Origin of the sequence: Flagellimonas taeanensis (genome assembly GCF_003584105.1) — a bacterium.
In the GTDB taxonomy this organism is placed as follows: domain Bacteria; phylum Bacteroidota; class Bacteroidia; order Flavobacteriales; family Flavobacteriaceae; genus Flagellimonas; species Flagellimonas taeanensis.
The window spans coordinates 233,738-254,220 of record NZ_QXFO01000011.1 but is presented as its reverse complement, the minus strand read 5'-3'; the positions used below and the strand labels follow the sequence as shown (position 1 = coordinate 254,220).

General features: G+C 43.9%; 19 protein-coding genes. 13 read left to right on the top strand and 6 right to left on the bottom strand.

The features are described 5' to 3' along the window. Nucleotides 1-74 precede the first annotated feature (74 nt). Genes D2V93_RS06005 through lptB form a run of 4 tightly spaced genes read left to right on the top strand, consistent with a single transcriptional unit; the run spans nt 75 to nt 3,020 of the window. Nucleotides 75-1,040 (top strand): KpsF/GutQ family sugar-phosphate isomerase, encoded by a 966-nt coding sequence (locus tag D2V93_RS06005; RefSeq protein ID WP_072877462.1) that lies wholly within the window; start codon nt 75-77, stop codon nt 1,038-1,040. Continuing rightward, the gene (gene tatC, locus D2V93_RS06000; protein ID WP_072877460.1) at nt 1,040-1,882 is read left to right on the top strand and encodes a twin-arginine translocase subunit TatC; all 843 of its coding nucleotides are present in this window, start codon (nt 1,040-1,042) and stop codon (nt 1,880-1,882) included. The genes D2V93_RS06005 and tatC overlap by 1 nt, the downstream gene beginning before the upstream one ends. Next, on the top strand, nt 1,872-2,222 hold the full coding sequence (locus D2V93_RS05995) for a carboxymuconolactone decarboxylase family protein (RefSeq protein WP_072877458.1): 351 nt from the start codon (nt 1,872-1,874) through the stop codon (nt 2,220-2,222). The genes tatC and D2V93_RS05995 overlap by 11 nt, the downstream gene beginning before the upstream one ends. A 57-nt stretch (nt 2,223-2,279) precedes the next feature. Continuing rightward, nucleotides 2,280-3,020, top strand: coding sequence for an LPS export ABC transporter ATP-binding protein (gene lptB, locus D2V93_RS05990; RefSeq protein WP_072877456.1), 741 nt, complete (start codon nt 2,280-2,282; stop codon nt 3,018-3,020). On the opposite strand, the gene D2V93_RS05985 is transcribed toward lptB, so the two are convergent. Together D2V93_RS05985 and D2V93_RS05980 are read right to left on the bottom strand one after the other, a co-directional pair. Continuing rightward, on the bottom strand, nt 3,017-5,455 hold the full coding sequence (locus D2V93_RS05985) for a hypothetical protein (RefSeq protein WP_119618789.1): 2,439 nt from the start codon (nt 5,453-5,455) through the stop codon (nt 3,017-3,019). The two genes, lptB and D2V93_RS05985, sit on opposite strands and share 4 nt — an antisense overlap. A 333-nt stretch (nt 5,456-5,788) precedes the next feature. Then, nucleotides 5,789-6,520 (bottom strand): CDP-alcohol phosphatidyltransferase family protein, encoded by a 732-nt coding sequence (locus D2V93_RS05980; RefSeq protein ID WP_119618788.1) that lies wholly within the window; start codon nt 6,518-6,520, stop codon nt 5,789-5,791. 151 nt (nt 6,521-6,671) lie between these two features. Between D2V93_RS05980 and D2V93_RS05975 the strand changes: the two genes are divergently transcribed. From D2V93_RS05975 to D2V93_RS05945, 8 genes are all read left to right on the top strand, one after another. After that, on the top strand, nt 6,672-7,793 hold the full coding sequence (locus D2V93_RS05975) for a lipoprotein N-acyltransferase Lnb domain-containing protein (protein WP_245978101.1): 1,122 nt from the start codon (nt 6,672-6,674) through the stop codon (nt 7,791-7,793). Between the two features lie 22 nt (nt 7,794-7,815). After that, the gene (locus tag D2V93_RS05970) at nt 7,816-9,690 is read left to right on the top strand and encodes an ABC-F family ATP-binding cassette domain-containing protein (RefSeq protein ID WP_119618786.1); all 1,875 of its coding nucleotides are present in this window, start codon (nt 7,816-7,818) and stop codon (nt 9,688-9,690) included. A gap of 46 nt (nt 9,691-9,736) precedes the next feature. Continuing rightward, complete coding sequence (locus D2V93_RS05965) at nt 9,737-10,225, top strand: hypothetical protein (RefSeq protein WP_147377372.1); 489 nt, start codon at nt 9,737-9,739, stop codon at nt 10,223-10,225. 16 nt (nt 10,226-10,241) lie between these two features. Continuing rightward, entirely contained in the window at nt 10,242-10,403 is a 162-nt protein-coding gene (locus D2V93_RS18620; protein ID WP_182849949.1) for a hypothetical protein, read from the top strand. 79 nt (nt 10,404-10,482) lie between these two features. Then, the gene (locus tag D2V93_RS05960; protein ID WP_119618784.1) at nt 10,483-11,043 is read left to right on the top strand and encodes a cob(I)yrinic acid a,c-diamide adenosyltransferase; all 561 of its coding nucleotides are present in this window, start codon (nt 10,483-10,485) and stop codon (nt 11,041-11,043) included. 122 nt (nt 11,044-11,165) lie between these two features. After that, complete coding sequence (locus D2V93_RS05955) at nt 11,166-11,390, top strand: DUF2795 domain-containing protein (RefSeq protein ID WP_013551418.1); 225 nt, start codon at nt 11,166-11,168, stop codon at nt 11,388-11,390. 133 nt (nt 11,391-11,523) lie between these two features. Further along, on the top strand, nt 11,524-14,886 hold the full coding sequence (gene secA / locus D2V93_RS05950; protein WP_072877444.1) for a preprotein translocase subunit SecA: 3,363 nt from the start codon (nt 11,524-11,526) through the stop codon (nt 14,884-14,886). A gap of 208 nt (nt 14,887-15,094) precedes the next feature. Continuing rightward, nucleotides 15,095-16,264, top strand: coding sequence for a sensor histidine kinase (locus D2V93_RS05945; RefSeq protein WP_245750607.1), 1,170 nt, complete (start codon nt 15,095-15,097; stop codon nt 16,262-16,264). A gap of 119 nt (nt 16,265-16,383) precedes the next feature. Here the strand turns inward: D2V93_RS05945 and D2V93_RS05940 are convergent, their stop codons facing one another. Beyond that, nucleotides 16,384-16,620, bottom strand: coding sequence for a hypothetical protein (locus D2V93_RS05940; protein ID WP_119618783.1), 237 nt, complete (start codon nt 16,618-16,620; stop codon nt 16,384-16,386). A gap of 410 nt (nt 16,621-17,030) precedes the next feature. Here D2V93_RS05940 and msrA point away from each other — a divergent pair, with 410 nt between their 5' ends. After that, complete coding sequence (gene msrA, locus D2V93_RS05935; protein ID WP_119618782.1) at nt 17,031-17,687, top strand: peptide-methionine (S)-S-oxide reductase MsrA; 657 nt, start codon at nt 17,031-17,033, stop codon at nt 17,685-17,687. A 106-nt stretch (nt 17,688-17,793) separates the two neighbouring features. Here msrA and D2V93_RS05930 read toward each other — a convergent pair whose 3' ends face one another. From D2V93_RS05930 to D2V93_RS05920, 3 genes are read right to left on the bottom strand one after another with little or no spacing between them, the layout of a single operon-like run. Next, the gene (locus D2V93_RS05930) at nt 17,794-19,233 is read right to left on the bottom strand and encodes a hypothetical protein (protein ID WP_147377371.1); all 1,440 of its coding nucleotides are present in this window, start codon (nt 19,231-19,233) and stop codon (nt 17,794-17,796) included. Then, complete coding sequence (locus tag D2V93_RS05925) at nt 19,205-19,807, bottom strand: hypothetical protein (protein WP_119618780.1); 603 nt, start codon at nt 19,805-19,807, stop codon at nt 19,205-19,207. Before D2V93_RS05925 ends, D2V93_RS05930 begins: the two co-directional genes overlap by 29 nt. Beyond that, nucleotides 19,797-20,333 (bottom strand): RNA polymerase sigma factor, encoded by a 537-nt coding sequence (locus D2V93_RS05920; protein ID WP_119618779.1) that lies wholly within the window; start codon nt 20,331-20,333, stop codon nt 19,797-19,799. Before D2V93_RS05920 ends, D2V93_RS05925 begins: the two co-directional genes overlap by 11 nt. Between the last annotated feature and the right edge of the window lie 150 nt (nt 20,334-20,483).

Genomic DNA, 20,483 nt, shown 5'->3' with positions numbered 1-20,483 from the left:
TAGTTTGATTAATTTTGTAATCTTAAATATAAGACATTCTTTTAGGAATACAATCAGATAATCCGTTAATTACCTTGAGCGACAGACAGTCCATTTTATCCATTGCAAAACGAACACTTGAAATAGAGAGCAAGGCCATCGGGGATTTGGTCGGTCAACTTGATGATCAGTTTGCCCATGCTGTCCAATATATATTGGAATCCCAGGGAAGGGTCGTGGTCTCAGGGGTTGGAAAGAGTGCCATTGTGGCCTCCAAGATTGTAGCCACGCTCAACTCCACCGGAACCCCGGCCATCTTCATGCATGCTGCAGATGCTATCCACGGGGATTTGGGCACCATCCAGAAGGACGATATTGTCATCTGCCTTTCAAAAAGTGGCAACACCACCGAAATCAAAGCTTTGCTTCCCCTGATCAAAAGCGGAGGGAACAAACTCGTAGGCATAACGGGCAACATGGATTCCTTTTTGGCCAAACAAGCGGATTTTGTGCTCAGCTCCTATGTGGAAAAGGAAGCCTGCCCCAATAATCTGGCCCCCACCACAAGCACATCGGCACAAATGGCCATGGGCGATGCACTGGCAATTTGCCTATTGGAGCTCAGGGGTTTCAGCAGTGCTGACTTTGCAAAATATCACCCAGGCGGTTCATTGGGCAAAAAACTATACTTGCGTGTAGCGGACATTGTAGTGAACAACCAAAAGCCAGAGGTCGATGTAAATGCGAGCGTAAAAGAAGTCATCATAGAGATTTCCAAAAAGATGCTCGGTGTCACTGCTGTGACCGAAAATGGCAAGGTCATTGGCATAGTGACCGATGGCGATATCCGAAGGATGCTCAGCAAACATGACAATATCAGTGGACTCACGGCCAGGGACATCATGACCCCCGATCCAAAATCAGTGAAAGTGGACACCCTTGCGGTAAAGGCACTCAAGCTGCTCCAAGAAAAGAACATATCGCAACTATTGGCCTTTGATGAGGGCAATTATGCCGGCGTGGTCCATATCCATAACCTTATAAACGAGGGAATCCTATAATGGCAAAAAAACAAAAGAAAAATCCGGATGAAATGTCCTTTTTGGACCATTTGGAAGAATTGCGCTGGCATCTTGTACGCTCAACCCTTGCCGTGGTCATCATCGCCTGCGTGGCATTTGTGTTCAAGGGTTTCATCTTTGACGTTATCCTATTCGGGCCCAAGAACATGGACTTTCCCACCTACAGGTTCTTTTGCCAGATTGCCACTTACTTTGGGGTAACATCCGAGTTTTGCGGGGATTCCCTTCCCATCACGATCCAAAGCCGGTTGATGGCCGGACAGTTCTCTGCACACATTTGGACCTCTATATGGGCCGGGGTCATCCTTGGATTCCCCTATATTTTATATGAACTCTGGAAATTCATCAGCCCAGGACTGTACGAAAACGAAAGAAAGCATTCCAGGGGCTTTATCTTGACAGCCTCTTTCCTGTTCTTTTTGGGGGTACTCTTCGGATATTATGTGGTGGCCCCACTCTCCATCAACTTTTTGGGGACCTACCAAGTCAGTGAAGAAGTGCTCAATCAAATTGATTTGGCATCTTATGTTTCCACGGTAAGGGCATCGGTGATTGCCTGCGGCATCATGTTCGAGCTTCCCATCGTCATCTATTTCTTGACCAAAGTGGGATTGGTGACCCCCGAGATCCTAAAAAAATATAGGAAAATGGCCTTGGTCATTGTCCTGATATTATCTGCTATCATTACACCCCCGGATGTTACCAGCCAAATCGTGGTTGCCATCCCGGTACTGATCTTATATCAGATAAGTATCCATATCTCCAGAATGGTCGTAAAAAGAGAGGCCAAAAAAGAAAAAGCGAAAAAGGATGCCAAATAAAGTAGAGGAATTCAATGCCTATCGTTCCCAAATGAACGAAAAATTGCTTGCCGACAACAACAAGCTCATCAAGCGCATCTTCAACCTGGACACCAATGCCTACATGGCGGGTGCCCTTGATGTGAAGACCAAGGAACTGTTGGGACTGGTCGCTTCGGCCGTACTCCGTTGCGACGATTGTGTGAAATATCATCTGGAAAGCTCCAGAAAGGCAGGTGCCAACAAAGAGGAGGTAATGGAGACCCTGGGCATCGCCACTTTGGTGGGAGGTACCATCGTTGTACCCCATTTACGCCGTGCCTACGAATTTTGGGAAGCCTTGGAGGAGAACGATGCTTAAAAAAATCCAAAAGAGCACCCCACAGAAAAAGAATATGTTTAGTTTTGGCCCATTCCTATGAAGCTACGTGCAGAAAATATCATGAAGGCGTATCGGGGCCGTAAGGTCGTGAAAGGCATATCGCTGGAAGTGAACCAAGGAGAGATTGTAGGTCTTTTGGGACCCAATGGAGCAGGAAAGACCACTTCTTTTTATATGATCGTGGGGCTGATCAAACCCAATGGAGGCAACATCTACCTCGAAAACATGGACATCACGAGCTTCCCAATGTACAAAAGGGCCCAGAACGGCATAGGCTATTTGGCACAAGAAGCCTCCGTGTTCCGCAAACTCAGTATCGAAAAGAACATCCTCAGCGTGTTGCAGCTCACCAAATTGAGCAAAAAGGAGCAACACATGAAAATGGAATCCTTGATTGACGAATTTGGCCTTGGCCACATTCGAAAAAACAGGGGCGACTTACTGTCCGGAGGTGAACGCCGACGTACGGAAATAGCCCGCGCACTGGCCACCGACCCCAAGTTCATCTTGCTGGACGAACCATTTGCCGGAGTGGACCCCGTAGCCGTGGAAGACATTCAGCGCATCGTGGCCCAATTGAAGAACAAGAACATCGGGATCCTGATCACAGACCACAACGTACAGGAAACCTTGGCCATCACAGAGCGCTCCTATCTCATGTTCGAAGGGGGAATCCTAAAAGCAGGTGTTCCCGAGGAGCTGGCCGTGGACGAAATGGTACGAAAGGTATATCTGGGGCAGAATTTTGAGCTACGTAAGAAGAAACTTGATTTTTAGTTGGGTTTAGCTGCGCTCAGTATTTTAATATCAGAATATAAATTTCCGTCCTCTCCCATTCCCTCAATCACAAGTTTTAATTTGTCATACCCGTAATTTGGAATTTTAAATTTATAGTTGTTATCCTGGTCTATCCATATTAATGGCTCCCAATGAATCAGTCCAAAATTCTCAAAAGCTGAATCTGTAAATGACTTAAACTTAGGGTTGTAAAACTCCTTTTGTTTCTCGAACCCCTTGTCCACTTTAAATTTAAAAGAATTTCTGGACATAAAATCTTGACCTTGTGTTAGATTCAACTCTTCGCCATGTCTCAAAAAAATATACACCGTTTCCATATTGCCGGCTTTTGTGCCCATATACCTAGATATCCTATCCACATAAAAACTCTCTACCTGCGTTAAGGGCATATTGTAAAACACATCTAAATTAGGCTGTAAAACATCATCTAAAAACATATTTACCCCACCACCCCTGCGCGATTTTATTCTGAACCTACTAATAAATTCATTGCTGCCACCATCAAAAGCCTGTAAATCCTCACGTATCTCATAGCCTTTTGAGCGCAACAAATCTGCAACCGTATTAAATGTCGAAGCTAATTCTTTATCAACAACGGTAATCTTATTCGCCAAATATCTAGGAACCCGCAAATTATTTCTTGCATCTTTCTCAAGTTTGCTTTGCTCAATAACAGTAACATTATCCAAAGCAATTAGTTTTTCCTCTGCACTTAGTTCCGGTAATTCAAAATCATCATCATCTTCATAAATGATACTGCTACCTCTATTGAGCATATTGAACTTTTCGTAACCAGAAACAACAATTTTATCCTCGAGAAAATAGTTGTTTGACAAACGGGCATACATATCCAACTTGGATAATTTTCCCTGACTATCTTTCTTGGAAAAGAAAATGTTTTCTCCAATAATTGGATAAAAATTGGTGACTAAAAATTTATCTTGTTCAGATGATAGGCTTATTTCTGTTGGCTCATGCACAATAGATTTATGAATCAAAATACTTTCCCGTTTCAACTTTTCATTCAAAAAACCATAAAGGTTCAATCCATCTACTGGACTATAGGTTGTTTGAAATTTCCCGTTTATTATCTCATGCCAATTGTATCTACTCCAACCCTGAGTCAACAAAAGCAAATCCATCTCGTATTTTTTTTTGTTATCCGTATTTGTAAAATAATAGTCAACATTTTCGATAACACCTTTTACATACGGTCTGAGATAAAATTGTTCGTATATATTATTACTCCCATGATATGCCATTGTATTCTTTGGTAAAACAGAGACACTAAGCCCCATAGGCTGGGCAACTTTTGAATTTAACACTATTTCTAAAGAGTCATTCGGTTGTATGGAGTGAGCCACATAGGCTTCAATTCTATTTTCTCCCATCCCTTTCCAAACAAAAAATTGTCTCTCTTCTATAGGATTGTTTTTTTCGTCAAATAAGGTTAGGATATTTACGCCTGCCATCAATTTAGTCTTATCAAAATAAATAGTATAGATTTTGGATTTTTTTGATAACAAGACTGGTTCAGATATGACTTCACCATCTTTGTGCAGAACCAAATTTGTTTTAATATCCCCATTCTCCAGTGCTAAATCATTGGCTTCAACCTGCACCAAAACTTCTTCTTTGTATGGATTATCGTATATGTTTAGGTTGATTCCTTTGGGATAAGCTTTTGGCATTTTAATACTTACTTCCTGTCCAGATGATGTTGTCACTTTGGCAAAGTAACCAGTATCGGTATCAGGATTTATTTCAAATTTACCTAGACCAAGGTCGTTGGTTTCCATCAATACAAGTTGTTTCCCATGCTCGTCAACAATCTCAATATTTTTCAATTGTAAGGGCTTGTTCAAATGATCAAGGGCTTTAACTCCTACAATATTCTTTATACCAGATACCAGGTTCCCTCCCTCTGGTAAAAACTGAAAATCTAAATTTTCCAGATTTAGGGGCTTCTCCCTAACCTTTATGTCAGATTTAACAACCAAAAATTCTTTTATAAAGGAATTTCTGTCATTAAAATTTCTCATCCAGTTCGTTTTTGCTTTTAAAAAATAACGCCCATGGGCAAAAGTTGAATCCACTTTTACACTCCCTTTAAAATAGCCCTCATTCAAATAATAAAGCTGTTCTTTTTTTAAGACACCCAAACTATCATATATCCCCACATTGATTGTTCTTGAAATTTTTGATGGTTCTGCTTTTTTTTGGTCATACAAATAACCTTTAAACCAAATTTCTTCCTCTGGAAGAAATATATCCTTACTTACATGTAGGTATACCATTTCTCTAGATTCTTCAAAATATTTGCGGTATTTCTCTGTTATTTGGTTCTGGGCTTTAAGAATATTAATGACAAGAAATAACGAGAATACACATAATAAAGGCTTGTGTTTTAGCATTATAAATAATTTAATTGTTTCTTGAGAAAGAAAATTAGGTCAATTCGTCAACCTTTTAAAAATACACAAATAAACCCAGTGTACATTTTCTTGTCTTTGCTTGCTATCATATGGAAGCAAGTTCAATACCTCATATTCCCCAAATAAACTACTTCAAAATACACAAAGGGAATAAATGGAACTATAGTTTTATATTAATAACAGTAAACGTGAAAAAAGGAAAAGCTGCAACTATAAGTCAGTCATATCTTTCTTCTTTAATCCATCTACTTGGATATGGGCGCTTAACGGAATCGGAGAACAACACTTCTGGAAGGACCTAACTGATGAGGCTTATGCGGTTTTTCCTCCTCTATCAATTAATGACATCAAAATATAAGCAAGGATAATAACCGGTATGGCCAAGAACTTCAAGGTCAACAACATGATTAAACTCCCAATCAAAAACAGGTAACGCACGCCATTGTCCTTAAAACTCCAGTTTTTAAACTTCAGGGCAAAGAGTTCAATGGGTGAGTTCAGCAAATAGGCGCTCAAAAGTGTCAACCCGACCAAAAACCATGGATTCAGGATAATCCCATTCAACAATTCGTTGTTATGGTACAAGAGGATCAAGGGCAACGAAAGGATCAGCAACGCATTGGCAGGTGTAGGCAGCCCCACAAAGGACGAGACCTGATTCTCATCCACATTGAACTTGGCCAACCGATAGGCCGACGCCAAGGTGATGACAAACCCAAAAAAAGGTAGTATGGTCATTTCAGTGCTATGTCCAAAAATTCCTAGGTTCCAACCTCCCCTTTCAGCCATGTTCAACAACTGGAACATGACCACTCCAGGGACCAGACCGCTGGTGATCACATCCGCCAAGGAATCCAACTGTACCCCCACCTCACTCTGCACCTTCAAAACGCGGGCAGCCAAACCATCAAAAAAGTCGAAGAATATCCCTATAAAAACAAACAGCGCTGCCCATTCCAGTTGGTTGAGCACTGCAAAAACCGTGGCAATACAACCACTTAAAACATTCAATAAGGTCAAAAAATTGGGGATATACGACTTCATACAAGGTCAGATTTTCGTAAAAATAAGGCAAAAAATAAACTGTTGACATCATATCTATGGCTGTGCCGTATTTATTCTGATATTTGCCGTGATGAATTTCAGGATGAAATCAAAGTACCTTTTTTCATTTTTTTTGTTATTGGTCGGAAATGTGCTGTTTTCACAAACGCCACAACTTACCGAACGATCACAGGTAAGCCTACTCACCTGCGCAGCGGGCGATGAACTTTACTACGCCTTTGGCCACAGTGCCTTTCGGGTGCAAGATCCTGTTTTGGGCATCGATGTGGTCTATAATTATGGTACATTCGATTTCAATCAGCCCAATTTCTACCTCAATTTCGCAAAAGGAAGAATGATCTATTCCCTTTCCCGCCGAAGTTTTGATGCCTTTTTGTATGAATATGAACTGGAAAAAAGATGGGTCAAGGAACAGATTTTTGATCTCACCCTGGAAGAAAGGAACCAACTGCTCGTCTTTTTTGAGAACAACTATCTGCCCCAGAACAGGGATTACCTCTATGACCCCTTACTGAACAATTGCTCCAGCATTACAGGGGATATTTTAAGAAAGCAATTTGGTGATGCCATTGCATTTGACGGTTCCTATTTGGACAAACCATATACTTTCCGTCAATTGGTAAGACAGTTCTTGGACACCAACTCGTGGTCCATGTTCGGTATTGACCTCGCCTTTGGAGCCGTGGTAGACCGAAAGGCCACAGTGCAGGAACATATGTTCCTCCCCTACTATGCCATGGAACAGATACGCAACACGAGCTTAAATGGCAGACCCCTCTTGAAAAGGGAACGCACCATTTTGGATTACAACGAACATACCCAACAGCATTTTTTCCCATTGTCCCCACTGTTTTGGTTCATCCTATTGCTGGCCTTTACCTGTGCCATCACTTACTTTGATTATACACACAAGACACGCAGCCGTTGGTTGGATTTTTCACTCATGTTCCTTACAGGCTTGGTGGGTACCTTTCTTTTACTCCTTTGGTTTGCGACGGACCACACTTCAACCCCAAAAAACTTCAACGTGCTTTGGGCATTTCCGCTGAATGTGGTGGTCGCCTTTATTTTTGCCTTTCAGGACAAACTGCCCGAATGGTCATCAAAATACCTCTGGTCCGCATTGGGACTCATCGGAATTGTACTGCTGCTTTGGATAATCCAAGTGCAGTCTTTTTCACCTGTGCTGATTCCCTTATTTTTGACCCTGGCCATACGGTATGTGTACCTGATCCGGTATTCCAAGCTTTAAACCTGGCCCGTAAACAGCATCCATGAATTTATTGACCGTAGAAAACATATCAAAATCGTATGGGGAACTGGTACTCTTCTCCGACATCTCCTTTGGCATCAACAAAGACCAGAAAATTGCACTGATAGCCAAGAACGGGAGCGGAAAAACCTCCATTCTCAACATCATGTCGGGCAAGGACACTTCCGAAACGGGACAGGTCACCATCCGGAAGGACATCAAGATCTCCTTTTTGGAACAAGAGCCCCGTTTGGATCCCAACCTAACCGTTGAGGAGACCATCTTTGCGACGGACAATGAAATCCTCAAGATCATAGCCGCCTACGAAAAGGCCGTGGAGAACCCTGAGGACAGCGCACGCTACCAAAAGGCTTTCGAGGCCATGGAACGGCACCATGCCTGGGATTTTGAGACGCAGTACAAACAGATCCTCTTCAAACTACAGCTTACCCAACTCGATGCCAAGGTGGCTACGTTGTCCGGCGGGCAGCGAAAACGTCTGGCCTTGGCCAATGCCCTGTTGAACAAGCCCGAACTGCTCATTATGGATGAGCCGACCAACCATTTGGACTTGGAGATGATCGAATGGCTGGAGGCCTATTTTTCCAAAGAGAACATGACCCTGTTCATGGTCACCCATGATCGGTATTTCCTGGACCGTGTCTGCAACGAGATCATAGAACTGGACAACAATCAGTTATATACCTACAAAGGCAACTACTCCTATTACCTGAGCGAAAAGGAAGGCCGGATGGAACGTGAGGCCGTGGAACAACATAAATCCAAGTTGCTCTACAAAAAGGAGCTGGAATGGATGCGCCTACAGCCCAAGGCCCGTACCACCAAATCCAAATCACGGATAGATGACTTCAACGAGATCAAACAGCGGGCGAACCAACGGAGAAAGGACCATGAAGTGGAGCTGGAACTCAATATGGAGCGCTTGGGCAGCAAAATCTTGGAGCTCCATAACATTTCCAAATCCTATGGTGACAAGACCATTTTGAACAAGTTCGATTACAACTTCACCAAAGGTGAACGGATAGGGATCATTGGGAAGAACGGAACGGGAAAATCCACTTTTTTGAACATCATCACCCAAAAAGAGGGCGTGGACGGTGGAAAGGTGGTGGTGGGAGACACCATCAAGTTTGGTTACTACACCCAAAAGGGGATTCCGGTCAAGGAAGGCCAAAAGGTCATCGATGTCATCCGCGAGTTCGGAGACTACATTCCATTGAAAAAAGGGAAACAGATTTCCGCACAGCAGTTGTTGGAACGTTTTCTCTTTGACCGAAAAAAGCAGTACGACTTTGTGGACAAACTCAGTGGCGGGGAACGCAAGCGATTGTATTTGTGCACCGTACTCATCCAAAATCCAAATTTCTTGATCCTGGATGAGCCCACCAACGACCTTGATATTGTGACCCTCAATGTTCTGGAAAGTTTCCTGTTGGATTTTCCGGGCTGTTTGATCGTGGTGTCGCACGACCGCTACTTTATGGATAAAATTGTGGACCATTTGTTCGTGTTCAGGGGCGAGGGTGAAATCGAGGATTTCCCCGGCAACTATACCGATTACAGGGTCTATGAAAGCAGCAAGCTCATCGAGGAACGGGAGAACAAGGAGATTCCTGAAAAAACGGAGAAGACCCATTGGAAAGAAAAGGAAAGTGGTGGAAAGCTTTCTTACTTGGAGCAGAAGGAGCACAAACAACTGGAAAAGGACATCCAAAAACTGGAAGAGCAAAAGGTAGCCTTGCAGAACAAGTTTGCCGACCCAGACCTGAACGGGGACGAAATCAACCAACTTTCCGTGGAACTGAAGAGGTTATCGGATACCATTGAGGAAAAAACAGAACGCTGGTTCGAACTTTCATCCATTCTGGAAGGGTAAATGTCCCCTTGAGGGGACCTTAGGGGTGTTAACTATGTTTTTCAAATTGTTTTCTTACGTAAACTTCCTAATCAATTCCACCAACGCGCATGGAGTACACTCCCCCTTTGTCTTCCAGTATGTGACCCAGTGCCTATATGTACGGAAAAGGCTCCATAGGGACAAATCCATCAATGTGCTGCTGAAGAGCATCGCCCACTTCAGGGCAAACAGCATCCATATGGACCCCAATCCTTCTCTTGAAAAAACCGTCAAAGAAATGTTTCCCAATGTCCATTTTGAGACGGAACCTTCGGATATCATCTATACCGATCTATTGGACACCGCACGTTTTGAAGAGCTTCTTTCCAAAGGAAAATTACACAATGACAGCATGGTCCTGATGGAAGGCATCCATCAAAATGAAAAAAAAATGGAAGATTGGAAGACGCTGATCGCTTCGCCCAAAATCACGGTGAGCATCGATATGTTCCATTGTGGGGCCATCTTCATCCGAAAAGAACAAGTGAAGGAGCATTTTACGATTCGGATTTAAAAAAGTAACTTTAAGTATGGAAAATGCAGCAACAGATAACACCGTTTGGTACGTTCTCGCCATATTGGGGCTCATCTATCTGATCATTCTGTTCAGGAACAAGAAATCGACCCGACAAAGAAAATCGAGAAGGTTCATGGATGGCAAGCGCCGGCATGATAGGGAGAATGAACAATGAACAGGACTCAAATCCCTCTAAAACATCCTATCCACCCAAACCAATTTGTACTTATATTTGATTATTGATAACAGATAGCATGAAGATATACACCAAAACAGGTGACAAGGGCACCACGGCACTGTTCACGGGCACTCGGGTGCCCAAACACCATATCCGCATTGAGAGTTATGGCACCATTGACGAACTCAATTCCTTTTTGGGACTGCTGCGCGATCAGGAGATGGACGCCCATTCCAAAGATGTGCTGGCCCTTATCCAAGAAAAACTCTTTACCGTGGGATCTATCCTCGCCACGGAACCCAAAAAGGACAAACGCCTTAAAATACCACGGATCGGTGATGCCGATATTGAGCTTTTGGAAAAGGAAATGGACCAAATGAACGAGGAACTGCCCGAAATGACACATTTCATCCTTCCGGGTGGGCACACCACCGTGTCATACTGTCATATTGCCAGAACCGTTTGCCGAAGGGCGGAACGGATGATCTCCTACTTGCACGAAAATGAACCCGTTCCCGATACCTTGCTTTCCTATATCAACCGTCTTTCCGATTATCTCTTTGTATTGGCACGGAAGTTGTCCAAAGACTTAAAAGCCCAAGAAGTCAAGTGGATCCCGGAGAAGTTGGACCAATAAAATCGTTTTTTTGACCCAATAGTTTTGTCAACATCAAAATAATTTTTAAATAATACTGTTTTTACTTGGCAAATTGGGTTTAAAAATTATTTTTGCAAAAAATTTAAAATCAAACCGTTACTATGTACTGGACGTTAGAACTAGCCTCATATTTGAGTGATGCGCCTTGGCCAGCCACCAAGGACGAACTGATAGATTATGCTATCCGTACCGGAGCGCCTTTGGAAGTTGTTGAAAATTTACAGTCCATGGAAGAAGAGGGCGGCGAAATATATGAGTCCATCGAAGAAATATGGCCTGATTATCCCACCGAGGAAGATTACCTCTGGAACGAGGATGAATATTGATATCAGAAAAACAAGCACGTTAAAAAGTCTCATTTGAGGCTTTTTTTTATGTAATTTTGACAGCCCAGCAAAAGAATTTCCCGACATTCCCGTCAATGGAACAGCTTTTGCCATTCTAACGAAAATACAATTCATGAGTTTTATCAATTCCGTACTAAAGGTTTTTGTGGGAGACAAATCGGAGAAAGATGTAAAGTCCCTACAACCCTTGGTGAAAGAGATAAAATCCTTTGAGCAGCAGCTGGAAGGATTGACCCACGACGAACTTAGACAAAAAACGGCCGCCTTCAAAACAAGGATAGCGCAAGACTGCAAGGACATCAACGACAAGATCGCCGACCTGCAGAAAGAAGTGGAAAGCTCCAATGACATAGACCGCAACGAGGAAATCTATACCGAGATAGACAAGCTGAACGAAGAGGCCTATAAAATTTCCGAAAAGACACTCAACGATATCCTTCCCGAAGCCTTTGCCGTGGTAAAGGAGACCGCCAAGCGATTTGCCGCCAACGAGACACTGACCGTACTGGCTACCGAATTTGACAGAAAACTGTCGGGCGACAAGGATTATGTGACGCTCGAGGGCGACAAGGCCATTTGGAGCAACTCCTGGGACGCCGCCGGAAAAGAGGTCACTTGGGACATGGTCCACTACGATGTACAGCTGATAGGCGGTATCGCGCTCCATCAAGGCAAGATTGCGGAAATGCAGACCGGGGAAGGTAAGACCTTGGTGGCCACACTCCCACTCTACCTGAACGCCCTAGCTGGTAAAGGTGCCCACTTGGTGACCGTGAACGACTATCTTGCCAAAAGGGACAGTGCCTGGATGGCCCCCATTTTTGAGTTCCATGGGCTTTCTGTGGATTGTATCGACAAGCACAGGCCCAATTCCGACGGAAGAAGGGCCGCCTACAATGCTGACATCACCTATGGGACCAACAACGAATTTGGTTTTGACTACCTACGTGACAATATGGCGCACACCCCGGACGATCTGGTACAGCGCCCACATCACTACGCCATTGTGGATGAGGTGGATTCCGTTCTCATCGACGATGCACGTACCCCATTGATCATCTCTGGCCCCGTGCCCGAAGGTGATCGACACGAGTTCAACGAGCTAAGACCAAAGGTGGCCGACATTGTGCAGCAACAACGCCAACACTTGACGGGCGTGCTTGCCGAGGCCAAAAAACTCATTGCGGCCGGTGACACTAAAGAAGGCGGGTTCCTTCTTCTCCGTGTGCACCGAGGACTTCCCAAGAACAAGGCACTCATCAAGTTTTTGAGTGAGGAAGGGGTGAAACAGCTCCTCCAAAAAACAGAGAACTTCTACATGCAGGACAACAACAGGGAAATGCCCAAAGTGGATGCCGACCTGTTGTTCGTGATCGATGAGAAGAACAATCAAATAGAACTGACCGATAAAGGGGTCGATTATATTTCCGGTGACAAGGACAAGGATTTCTTCGTGATGCCGGACATTGGCAGTGAAATTGCCAAGATCGAACGTCAAGATCTGGAGATTGAAAAAGAAGCAGAGCTCAAGGAAGAGCTTTTCAAGGATTTTGCCATAAAGAGCGAGCGTATCCATACCTTGACCCAACTGTTGAAAGCCTATACCCTATTTGAAAAAGATGTGGAGTATGTGGTGATCGAAAACAAGGTGATGATCGTGGATGAGCAGACCGGACGTATCATGGACGGTAGACGATATTCCGATGGACTCCACCAAGCCATCGAGGCCAAGGAGAACGTCAAGATCGAGGCCATGACCCAGACCTTCGCCACCATCACCCTTCAAAACTATTTTAGAATGTACAACAAGCTGGCCGGTATGACCGGTACAGCTGTCACAGAGGCAGGCGAGTTTTGGGAGATCTACAAGCTGGATGTCATGGAAATACCTACCAATAGGCCCATTGCCCGACATGACCGCCACGATCTCATCTACAAGACCAAACGTGAAAAATACAATGCTATCATTGAGGAAGTGACCAACCTTTCCAATGCGGGCAGACCAGTTTTGATCGGTACCACTTCGGTGGAAATTTCGGAATTGCTGTCCAAACTGTTGAGTGTCCGCAAAATTGCCCACAATGTACTGAACGCCAAACTGCACAAAAAGGAGGCGGACATTGTTGCCGAAGCAGGGAAATCCGGGGTGGTCACCATTGCCACCAACATGGCCGGTAGGGGTACGGACATTAAGCTTACCCCAAATGTGAAGGAAGCGGGCGGACTTGCCATTATTGGTACGGAGCGCCACGATTCTAGACGGGTGGACAGACAGTTGAGAGGACGTTCCGGGCGGCAAGGAGACCCAGGAAGCTCTCAGTTCTATGTTTCCTTGGAAGACAATCTGATGCGTTTGTTCGGATCGGACCGTGTGGCCAAGATGATGGACCGCATGGGTCTGGAAGAAGGGGAAGTGATCCAACACTCCATGATGACCCGATCTATCGAACGGGCACAGAAAAAAGTGGAAGAAAACAACTTCGGTATCCGTAAACGTCTGCTGGAATATGATGATGTCATGAACGCCCAGCGTGAGGTAGTCTATAAGAGAAGAAAACACGCCCTTCAAGGCGAACGTCTCAAGGTGGACATTGCCAACATGATCTATGACACCTGTGAACTGATCGCAGAGACCAACAAAATGGCCGATGACTTTAAAAACTTCGAGTTTGAGCTCATCAAGTATTTCTCCATCACTTCACCCATCAGCGAGGAAGAGTTCAAAAAACTGAATTTTCAGGAAATAGCCAATACCATTTACAAGGCATCCTACGATTTCTACAAGAACAAAATGGAGCGTAGTGCCACCGTGGCTTTCCAAGTCATCAAAAAGGTGTATGAGGACCAGACCAACAAGTTCGAGCGCATTGTGGTCCCTTTCACGGACGGTATCAAAACCTTGAACGTGGTCACCAATCTGGAAAAGGCTTATAATACGGATGGAAAGCAATTGATCACGGATTTTGAGAAGAACATCACACTGGCCATCATTGATGATGCCTGGAAAACCCATTTGCGCAAGATGGACGAGCTGAAACAATCCGTACAGTTGGCCGTTCACGAGCAAAAAGATCCCTTGTTGATCTATAAGTTCGAGGCATTCGAACTCTTCAAGGAAATGATAGACAAGGTGAACAAGGAGGTGATTTCTTTCCTTTTCAAAGGAGAACTTCCCTCAGAGAACACCAATCAGATCCAAGAGGCCCGAAACGTACAAAGGCCCAAGGAAAACCTTCAGACCTCAAAAGAGGAGATTCCCAACAGTGATGAGCTTGCAGCACAGCACAGGGCTGCCGGCCAAACTCAAGGTCAGCGCCAACACGTTACCGAAACCATTGTGAGGGAAAAGCCGAAAATTGGCCGAAATGACAAGGTTACGATAAAGAACATCATGTCCGGCGAGAGCAGGACCATGAAATACAAGCAGGCAGAATCCCTTATCGAAAAAGGGGAATGGGTTCTGATCGAAGATTAAATTAGCCCAAAAGCAATTCTACAAGTGACAGTTATTTTATAGCTGTCACTTTTTTTATATCAAAAACATATTTAGATTTACACCATAATTACACCCCATAAAGCTACTTTTGCTACCCTTTTTCAACCTTGGTAGTAGAGGAGACAATCACGTGCAGCATATGAAAGTCCCTGGTAAGGATAAATATCGGTTACAAGATAAGATTGATTTGATACTCAAGGTTAATTACAGTTCCTCACTCTTTGCTGCCATATTTGGGCTGATCTGCTTTTTTTTCCTGGATATAAAAGGGGTTATTCCCTATACCTTTATTGGATATGCCTTTGTGAACCTTGTGAACACAGCACTCTACCGCAGACATGAAAATTTGGTGCTTACCTATAACCTGACCTCTATCTTGTCCATGTTAGCGGCCATTGTCATCACCATATATAGTGGCAGTATACAAAGCCCATTTATCTTTGTACTGGCCATCATCGTCTTTGCAGGCTATGTGACCACAAAAGTTTTTGGCCAACTGTACCTCATCGTCAATTTGGCCGTGCTTACCATACTCTTTCTATATGATACAGGGGATTTCAGGATTTCCGAGAACACCGTTCCCTTGGAATCACGCAACTGGTTCGCCTTTCTCAGCGCTGTCTTTGCCGTGTACCTGCTTGGCGGTGTTTTTGGGAAGAACCTGCTCATGGCCCATCATAAATTGTACAAATCCCGAAATGAGATCCAGGAACGCATCGAAGAAAAGGAAACCCTCTTGAAAGAGGTCCACCATAGGGTAAAGAACAACCTTCAGACCGTTTCCAGTCTTTTGAGCCTACAGTCCAGGGCCATAGCGGACGAAAAGATCAGTAGTATCATCAAGAGCAGCCAGAACCGTGTAGTATCTATGGCCATGGTACACGAAATGCTGTACAAAAGGGACGATTATCTTTCCAAAATTGAACTTAGGCCTTATGTAAAGGAACTATGCGATTATCTGGTACGTTCCGTGAAAGGGAGCAACAGCAATATCAAGGTAGACTTGGACATTGACGACCACAAACTCAGTATAGATACGGTAATCCCCATTGGTCTGATTATCAACGAGACCATCACCAACGCCCTCAAATATGGGATAACGGATGCCAAAGGTGGCGAAATCCATGTTTCGGTCAAAAAAATAGGTGAAAACCGCTATCAAATGTACTTGGGGGACAATGGTATTGGCTATTCTGAGGACATCGGTCCAAGAACATCCAATTCACTGGGGCTTAAATTGATCTACAACCTAAGCCGTCAGCTCCGTGGGACCATCAGTAGGGATTACGATAAAAAAGGCACCTACTATTGTATCGAGTTTGAGGAAATCATCGAAGAGTTCAATTCGGTGGATTGATCGGGCCCAACTTATCTACCTTAAAAACTTTCTTTCCCGGAATGAAAAGGCAATTGTGGCCACCACAAAGGCCAAACTGATGAAAAGGGCAAATGGAATCAAAAGGTTAACAATCATGATTAGGCCAATATTGATTTATTCTTTTTGGTGGTAAAGGAAAGGGCTTGTTTCACTCTGGAATTCTTGAATTTGTACAATCTGGCCGTTTTCCTGTCCTTACGGATAGCTTGTTGAAAATCCATGTCCAAGACCACATCGGCAGTAATGGTTTCCACCTTTGACTCTTTGGAAATATCCTGTGCCATGGCCATGGTTCCGATAAAAGTTACTGCGATAATGGTCAAAATTGTTTTCATGATCTGGGTTTTTATTACGAAGTAAAATTACCTTCGTGCCCAACCTGATCCAGATTTCCATCGTCCAATAACCCTCTTTTTTCGGTATAAAAACTTTTCTTGGGCGAAGTGCATTTTATCGACGACGAACGTTTTTTGCTGCAAAAACATGATGCCGAGCACATGTGCATTTCATCGATCTTTTAAAAAATGACCTTTTCCAACCCACTGATTTGAAACCTTTTGTTTGTAGGAAAAACTTTTCATTCATTGTTTTTCAAAACCACATACCCCCATTCGGTTTTAGAAAAGAACAAAGGACTGTAAAACAGTCATTAACATTTTTTAACAACCCTTGGCGTAATACTTAGTACCTTATGGCAACTAAGTAAAAAAAGAAAATCGTGAGAATTCCACTTTTATCCCTTCTTATGTTGGTATCCACAGGTTGCCAGCCCAAAAGCAAATCGGACAAACCTGAAGTTGCCCAAAAAGGACAAGAAAATACCTTGATGGAGACAAGCCTGACTGCAGATCAATTAAAAGGTTATGAGACCGCTTATTTTGCAAGTGGTTGCTTTTGGTGTGTCGAGGCCATTTTTGAAAGTGTCAAGGGCGTAAAGGAAGTCTATTCGGGCTATTCGGGCGGAACCGAGAAAAATCCGACCTATAAGGAGGTTTCCTATGGAAAAACAACCCATGCAGAGGCCGTGGAAGTGTACTATGACCCAAAAATCATCTCTTTTGCCCAGTTGGTGCAGGTGTTCTTTGGTTCGCACGACCCCACTTCCCTGAACAGACAGGGACCCGACAGAGGTACCCAATACCGCTCCATCGCATTTTACAAGGATGAGGCACAAAAGAAAATCATCACGGATTATATCGCCCAATTGGAAGCTGAAAATATCTATGGCCGCCCCATTGTCACCGAGGTGAAAAAGTTTGACAAGTTCTATAGGGCGGAGGAATACCACCAAGATTACGAAAAAAGAAATCCAAACAACACTTATATTCAAAATGTATCGGTTCCAAGACTGAACCGGTTCAAGGAAAATTTCAAAAGCTACCTGAAAAAAGAATCACATTGATGTGAGCGACAGGGAACAATTATTTTTAAGAGGAAAGTGAGATAGGGGAGGTAAAATTGCCCGAAAGTGGTTGCAGAGATGCTTTGGGGCATTGAATATGGAAGGTTTATTCCTTTAGGACCACTTCGCTATACTTCGAGTTGATGCTGATGGATTTGCCTCCATTTTTATGGATATGATAGCCTTTAAGGGCATTGGTCCCGTAATTTTTTGAACTTTCCAATTTCAGCGTTTTGGGATACTGAAAGTCGGACGTGATTTCATTCACCGAAATTATAAAAGGGGTCGATGGCAATTTGCAGTCCATCTCTCCATTTTCCATGGAAATATCAAGGGATTTGAACCCATCGGATATTGTATGGATACTCAAGGTTCCAAACTTGTTGTTCACCAATGCCCTGCTGGCCAGTTTACCTATCACTACATTGGAGGAAACCGAACTAAGGTCCAGTTCCACCACCTCTTTTAAATTGACCTTGTCGGAATAGTCCGTCTTTAACTTCCCATAGTTCCATTGCTGCACCACAACAGGGGAATAGGAAGCCTGGATATAGGTCCTGTCCCCATCAATGGTAGGGGCATGCAAGCTTGCGTAGGACAAGCTTGCATTGATGTTCTTGGTATTGGCCGCCAGTTTCACCTCCCCATGCCTCACGTTCATGTTCAGTTTGAGGTATTTTGGCATTTTGATCTTGATGCGTTTTTTCACCTTGTACTCCTTGTTCTCCCCATCAGAGGAAAAATAGAATACATTGGGACTGGAACGTAATGTCCTGGCTTCCTCCGCATATTGCTTTCTCATCTCTTCCCTCTGGCTCCTCAGTTCCTCGCGCTGCTGCTTAAGGTCTTCCTGCATTTCCTTGCGCTTCTCTTCACGTTCTTTTTGGAATTCTTCCCTTTGCTTGGCCATCTCTTCCCTGTGTTTGTCCCTTTCCTTGGCCATTTCCTCCATTTCCTTGCCCCATTCCTCAAAGCGTTTTTTGTACTCTTCGTCAAAGGTCTTGTCAAACTTTTTCTTCCATTCCTTCAAGTACTTTTCCTTGTCCTTTTTGTAGGCATCGTAATCAAACTCCACAAAAGGGGTCGGAGGCATAGGTGGCATGGCCGGCATGAAGGAAATCTCAGGCAGCGCAACAATCTCTGGCATTTCGGGAATTTCTATGGTGGACATGATATGGTCCACGGATGGAAGTTCGGGAAAATCAAAACTCAATCCTTTAAAATCGTAGGCATAGGGCCCACCTGCCTTGGTACTCACCTCTATTTCCTTGCTATTTCCCATGATCTTGACGAGATCCTTTTCAAAATACGACTTGGCCTCCTCATCACCCACTCCTTCGAGTTCCACCACGACTGAGATTTCCACTTGATCCTTGTCCCAAGTTTCAAACTCAATGTCCGCATGGCTGGTATTGATGTTCAGTTCAGTGTCCTTGTTGACACTGTAGGTTTCCTTGTAGGTCTTGGATTTCTCCTGTGCACGGCAGGCAAACCCTCCGAGCAGCAAGAGCAATCCATTAAATAATATGAGACGATTCCTGTTCATTTTTTGATGATTTTAATTGATTCAACTTTGTTTTTAATTTTTGCAGCAATTGCAGTCTGAGCTGCAGGTTCATGATCAAGGCACTTATGGTTTGGTCGTTGGGTCCCAGTTCGTTCAGCTCCTTATTCAGCTGTTGGTATTCTTCGTTCAGTTCCGCCAATCGCTCCAAGTAACTGTCCATGAGCTCCTTGTTGTCCGATGTCATCTCCAGATCGGAGAGTTGCAGGTTGATGTTGGTGGTGTAATAGGTCTCAATTTTTTTGAAATCGGGGGAAAGGTCGCCCAGTGAAATGGTCTGTTCCTGTCCATCTGTTTTGTCCCTGTCTGCAACGATCACATTTTCATCGGACAAGTCCCCTTTGTCGGTACTATTCATAAAATACATGGAGAGTCCCACCGCCACTATCACAGAGGCCGCTATTTGCAACCACAGGGTATAGACTTTCTTTTTCCTTGGACCAGCTGGCAGCTGTCCATCCAATTTTTCAAGAAAACGGGCCTCATGTCCATCCTTCATGGAATAGCTTTTCTGCTCCCTTTCCTTTTCGAACATTTTCCGAAGATCATGTGCCATATACCAAATCTTTTAATTTCTCTTTCAATTGTGCTTTTCCGCGTAACAACCGGGTCCTGGATGCCGTATCCGAAATCCCCAATATCTGGGAGATCTCACTATGGTCATACCCTTCCACCAAGAACAGTTGCACTACATACCTGTATTTTCCAGGCAACTCCTCAATGGCCGCCTTTACCTGTTCCAAGGAAATGCTTTCCTCGACCGACCAATCGTCCTCTTCAGCCACATGCAGGTAATTTTCATCCAACTCCTCTGTCCTCTGGTGCTTCGATTTGAGGAAATCGATGCTCCCGTTCACCACTATCCTTTTCAACCATGCCCCGAACGTGACCTCCCCCTTGAACTGATGTATACGTTGGAAGGCCTTTATAAAGGATTCCTGAAGTACATCCTCCGCATCATCCGGATTTTTGAGGAAACGCATGGCCACCCCGAACATACCATCACAGTACTGTCGGTACAGTTTCAATTGTGCCTGACGATCGTTGGCCTTGCACTTTTCCACCAGTTCAATATGAAACAAGCTCGGTTCTATGTTTGGTCTTTTAGCTGTTCAACTTAAGGACGAAGCGAAAAACGCAACGTTGCAAAATAGGTTGTTTTTTGCTGATTTTTAACAAAAAAATCCTGCCGATTTTCACCGACAGGATTCATTTTGAACAGGTTATGATTT

Excerpts from the sequence above, each read along its gene's own strand:
- D2V93_RS05985 (WP_119618789.1), bottom strand. The coding sequence starts at position 5,455 with ATGCTAAAACACAAGCCTTTATTATGTGTATTCTCGTTATTTCTTGTC.
- D2V93_RS05960 (WP_119618784.1), top strand. The coding sequence starts at position 10,483 with ATGAAGATATACACCAAAACAGGTGACAAGGGCACCACGGCACTGTTC.
- lptB (WP_072877456.1), top strand. The coding sequence starts at position 2,280 with ATGAAGCTACGTGCAGAAAATATCATGAAGGCGTATCGGGGCCGTAAG.
- secA (WP_072877444.1), top strand. The coding sequence starts at position 11,524 with ATGAGTTTTATCAATTCCGTACTAAAGGTTTTTGTGGGAGACAAATCG.
- D2V93_RS05930 (WP_147377371.1), bottom strand. The coding sequence starts at position 19,233 with ATGAACAGGAATCGTCTCATATTATTTAATGGATTGCTCTTGCTGCTC.
- tatC (WP_072877460.1), top strand. The coding sequence starts at position 1,040 with ATGGCAAAAAAACAAAAGAAAAATCCGGATGAAATGTCCTTTTTGGAC.
- D2V93_RS05940 (WP_119618783.1), bottom strand. The coding sequence starts at position 16,620 with ATGAAAACAATTTTGACCATTATCGCAGTAACTTTTATCGGAACCATG.
- D2V93_RS05970 (WP_119618786.1), top strand. The coding sequence starts at position 7,816 with ATGAATTTATTGACCGTAGAAAACATATCAAAATCGTATGGGGAACTG.
- D2V93_RS05980 (WP_119618788.1), bottom strand. The coding sequence starts at position 6,520 with ATGAAGTCGTATATCCCCAATTTTTTGACCTTATTGAATGTTTTAAGT.
- D2V93_RS05925 (WP_119618780.1), bottom strand. The coding sequence starts at position 19,807 with ATGGCACATGATCTTCGGAAAATGTTCGAAAAGGAAAGGGAGCAGAAA.
- D2V93_RS18620 (WP_182849949.1), top strand. The coding sequence starts at position 10,242 with ATGGAAAATGCAGCAACAGATAACACCGTTTGGTACGTTCTCGCCATA.
- D2V93_RS05995 (WP_072877458.1), top strand. The coding sequence starts at position 1,872 with ATGCCAAATAAAGTAGAGGAATTCAATGCCTATCGTTCCCAAATGAAC.
- D2V93_RS05955 (WP_013551418.1), top strand. The coding sequence starts at position 11,166 with ATGTACTGGACGTTAGAACTAGCCTCATATTTGAGTGATGCGCCTTGG.
- msrA (WP_119618782.1), top strand. The coding sequence starts at position 17,031 with ATGTTGGTATCCACAGGTTGCCAGCCCAAAAGCAAATCGGACAAACCT.